Here is a 229-nt window from a genome sequence, read left to right as displayed (position 1 = left end):
GGCTGCTGCTGATACGCCGGCCGAGGCCAGCGCCGAGGCGGACGCCGCTGCAGATCAGCCGGTTTCCGGCGATCCCGCGCCATCGGCCGCGCTGCTGCCCGATGTCGGCTTCGCGCCCGTCGTCGAGGAGACGCCGGCCGTCGCCGAGACGTCCCCGGAACCCGCAGCTCCGGTCGAAACGCCGGTCGCAGAAGCTGCACCTGCGCAGGCGCCCGCCGTCGAGGTTGCC

1 pseudogene is annotated in these 229 nt (G+C 74.7%); it reads left to right on the top strand.

Annotated elements, in window-relative coordinates:
- A pseudogene (locus tag AS156_RS42670) lies at positions 1-229 on the top strand (hypothetical protein); the annotation flags it as partial.

The sequence above is a fragment of the Bradyrhizobium macuxiense genome (assembly GCF_001542415.1).
GTDB lineage: Bacteria > Pseudomonadota > Alphaproteobacteria > Rhizobiales > Xanthobacteraceae > Bradyrhizobium > Bradyrhizobium macuxiense.
Note: the sequence above shows the minus strand (reverse complement) of the source record. Positions and strands in the feature narration are given on the sequence as shown.